Source organism: Gordonibacter sp. (genome assembly GCF_036667095.1).
In the GTDB taxonomy this organism is placed as follows: domain Bacteria; phylum Actinomycetota; class Coriobacteriia; order Coriobacteriales; family Eggerthellaceae; genus Gordonibacter.
Genome location: NZ_JAVWUP010000213.1, coordinates 1 through 3,795, shown reverse-complemented (window position 1 = coordinate 3,795; position 3,795 = coordinate 1). Strand labels below are relative to the sequence as shown.

3 protein-coding genes are annotated in these 3,795 nt (G+C 58.4%); all 3 read right to left on the bottom strand.

Features of this window, described 5'->3' with window-relative positions; genetic code table 11:
• On the bottom strand, positions 1-2,429 hold a 2,429-nt coding region (locus RR842_RS12640), incomplete at its 3' end, for a molybdopterin-dependent oxidoreductase (protein WP_332729970.1).
• Between the two features lie 484 nt (positions 2,430-2,913).
• Positions 2,914-3,513, bottom strand: coding sequence for a Crp/Fnr family transcriptional regulator (locus RR842_RS12635; protein WP_332729969.1), 600 nt, complete (start codon positions 3,511-3,513; stop codon positions 2,914-2,916).
• On the bottom strand, positions 3,497-3,795 hold a 299-nt coding region (locus RR842_RS12630), incomplete at its 5' end, for a hypothetical protein (protein ID WP_332518674.1). The genes RR842_RS12630 and RR842_RS12635, both read right to left, overlap by 17 nt.

Below are 3,795 nucleotides of genomic sequence, written 5' to 3'. Positions count from 1 at the left end.
TACCTCACGTCCTTTCCGTCTTCGTCAACATCGGCTGCGTCGGTAACCTTGCGGATGTTGCAGGCGCAGTCCCAGATGGTGTCCCAGGCGCCGGCCATGGTGGCTTCGCTTCCTAGGAAGAAGTGCCATTTGACTCGATCCTCTTCCTCCATGTGCTTCCACCATAGATCGGCTACGTCATTCATGGTCTCCCGAGAGCTCATGGGCACCAGCAGCTCTGAGTACATACCCTCCTCGAAGTGCTTGCTGCGCCAGCCGAACCACACTTGGATAGTTCCCGGAGGTATAACCTCGTCCAGTCGCATGATGGCAACCACATGCCCGCGCCCGTTGTACACCTCAACCTTATCGCCATCGACAATGCCCTCGCGCGCCGCGTCCACCGGGTTGATACGTGCACTCGGCTTGCCGCCGGACAGCTCGCGCATCACCGGGTCGTCGGTGAACATGGACTGCATGAAGAAGCGCTGACGGCCGCTGAAGAACTGGTAGGGGAATTCTTCGTTCTCGCCCTGGGCCTTGCTGGTTTCTGTGGGCACCTCGTAGGGCTCAATATAGCGAGCTATCTGGGCTTGAGCGGGAACCAGCTTCTCGCAGTAGAACTCCAAGCGACCCGACGGCGTGCCAAAATCCATACCCAAGAACGGGTCCCACGGAATAGGCGGCGTGGCAATGCGAACGAGCTTTTCCTCCTTGAGGCGCTCCATGGTAAGCGGCGGGTCGATAGCTGTGATCATGGGGCTGTCCGACTGCAGGCGGATGTCGCACCATTCTTCGGCGCTCTTCTCGAAATACTCACCGAAGCCCAAGCGCTTCGCCAGCTCGTAGTAGCGCGTGGCCGGATCGAGCCCGCCTACCGGCTCAACGGCAGGTTCCGTAAGCACCACGTGGTTGTAGGCGGCAATGCATATCAGCTCGGTGCGCTCGAAGGGCTGGCAGTCCGGCAGGATGTAGTCGGCGTACTCGCCCGTATCGGTCATCCAGATGTCTATGTCCACAATAAGGTCAAGCTTCGGGAACACCTCGTCTAGCCAGCGACCGCGGCTGGGGCAGTTGTGCACCGGATTGCCCGAGGGAATCATGAGGGCCTTGATGGGATACGGCTGCTCGGTTTGCACCTGCTCCCAGAAGTCGGGCTGGCGCAAAATCTTGCCCTTGAACCCCTCGGGGCCCTCGGGGCACACAATGGGGCCGTCGTTGAACAAAAACGGCCAGCCGCCTGTGCCCAACTCGGAGGTTACGCCGGCACCGGGCTTACCCAAGTTCCCCATGAGCATTCCCAGTAGGTAGAACGAGCGATAGCTCTCACCCTGGTTCTGGTAGCGCAGACCCAGCGCGCCTAGAATGTAGGGGCGCTCGGCGGCTGCATATTCCTCGGCAAGGCGAACGGCAGTTTGAGCCGGCACGCCCGTAATCCTTTCCTGATACTCGGGCGTGTAGAAGGACAGATGCTCCCTTAAGCGGGTGAACGCCGTCTTGCAGGGTACGCCGAACACCTCAAACGACCCCTCTATTTCCAGGTCGGCCGCACCTGCAATCTCCTTCACGCCGGGCATGGCGGCAACGAGGCCGTGAACCTTATCCATGGCCAGGTAGTTGCCGTCCCCATCGCGCATGAACTCGTCGGTGTCGTCGCGCACCATAAACGGGGCCACCGTATGCTCAAGCAGATACTCCTTCTCATACAGGCCCTTAGACACGATATGGTTGGCCATGCACAGCGAAAGCGCGGGATCGGAACCGGGCTTGACCGGCACGAACTCGTCGGAGTACCCCGCCGTGCCGTCGAACAGAAGACCAATGTCGACAATGCGGGCACCGTTGGATTTCGCCTCGACAATATGCTTACCCATGCGGTGCTGGTTCTCGATGGGGTTGGCACCCCACACTATGATAAGATCCGAGTGATCCCAGTTGCTCGGATCGCTGCTCATGTAACGGTAGGTGTTGCCCATGTCGTAATAAGCCGCGTAGAACGGACCGTTGTCCAAACCCCAGCCTTCAAGCGGGTGCGTTGCTCCGAACAGGCCCGAGAAGCGCGTCATCAACACGGCTTCGAGGCCATACGATGGCGGAAGAGAGGCCGGCACGTACCACATGGCAAGCGCCTCGGGGCCGTAGGTATCGCGAATCTCAATGAGCTTCTCGGCAATCTCGTCAAACGCCTGGTCCCACGAAATCTCTTCCCACTTGCCCTCTCCACGCTCACCGATGCGCTTGAGCGGCACGGTAAGCCGCTCTTCGTTGTACACCTGGCGCCAAGAGCAGACGCCCTTTTGGCAGATGAACCCTTCGTTCTGCTCGGCGCCGGTGTACTCAGCCGGCTCCGTGCGGATAATCTTTCCGTCCTTGACGATAGTCTTCAGCGCGCAGTACTCATGGTCGCCCCATCCAGGGCACGCCGTGTAGACGAAACTCTCTTCGGACATCAGATTCCCCTTTCCTTCGACTCGTCCCGATTGACGTTGAGGTGAGTTTAGCGGGTGGGGCAAGCGGCTTTCTGTAGCCGAGGCAACAAAAAGCGGGGAATTGTAGCCCCGGCAACAAGCTGGGAGAAATTGTGGCCTCGGCTACAGACCTTCACTTATGCAGCGTGGTTCCATGGAAAAATCTCGTGGCAGAGGCTGCAAGGAAGGGGACGCAAGACGGGAGGAAAACGAAGTGTCGCAGGAAATGAATCTAGGATGTCGCTCGTTTCTCAAGATCGATACCCCGAGCGTGAAAGTAAGCGTTCCCTACACCGCCATACTGGGGGTCATGGTAAGCGAAACCACGCTTCGCGCTTTCATTGCCGCAGGCGACGCAACCGCAACTGGAGACAAGACAACCTTGCATCGCATTCTCGTTGCGTGCGAAATACCGCTGCACACGCAATGTCACCACCGCTTGTACGCACTTTGGCAAGCGACGGCTTTACAGACTTTTCATGAGCTTGGTCACCGTGACTCGGTTCACACCCAGTACGTGCGCTATCTGCTCATGCGTTACCCGCGAAGTATCGACTCCATGCTGCTCAAGCGTGCCGAACAGCCAGCGAACCCGATCTTTTACCGGCAAACTGCCTACATGAGCCAGTCGCTCAAGGGCGTCGCGATACTGGTCGGTCGACTGAACGAACACCTTGAAGGCAAAATCGGAATCCCTTACAAACAAGTCCCTTATCGTGTCGAGAGGCACAAGGCATATCGACGAAGGTACCAAAGCGTATCCGTAGTCTCCCTCGTTGAACGCCGCTTTGTGGCTTCCGTGTTCTCCCGCAAGCCGTTGAATGCTTCCAAGCGCCCCCGAAAAAGCCACAAACGAAGCCACGATACCTTCAGCTGTCGATCCGTTCACCATCATAGCCAGCGCCCCGCCTTGAACGATGCCCACATAATCGGAAACCGCAGCAGCAGATATGATGTCTCCTCTTTTCAGCTTCGTTTCGCGGGAAACTGCGCACATCACGCGGCGCGTCTCGTCGCAAAGCGAGGCGCAAAACCGATTCATGCTCCCCTCAGCACAGCACCTCATGCAAGCCCCCTTCAATGCCGCGGACCTCGGTCAAAGCGCACCTGAAGTGCCCGTCGTTGTAATCCATGCCATACGCCGCCTGGCAAAACACAGAGCGAGAGTCAGCGGACAGGGCAGCGCAAAACGAATTCAAGGCGGCATCGGAGCAGCCGCACCTCCCGCTGCAAGCTTGAGCCGAAGCACCAGATTCGGCCATCGAGCCTTCTCTGTCGAAGATATATCCCCCAAGCAAATCGTTATTGCGTGCGGTAGGCCTCCCACCAGGCAAGTACCTTGTTGCGC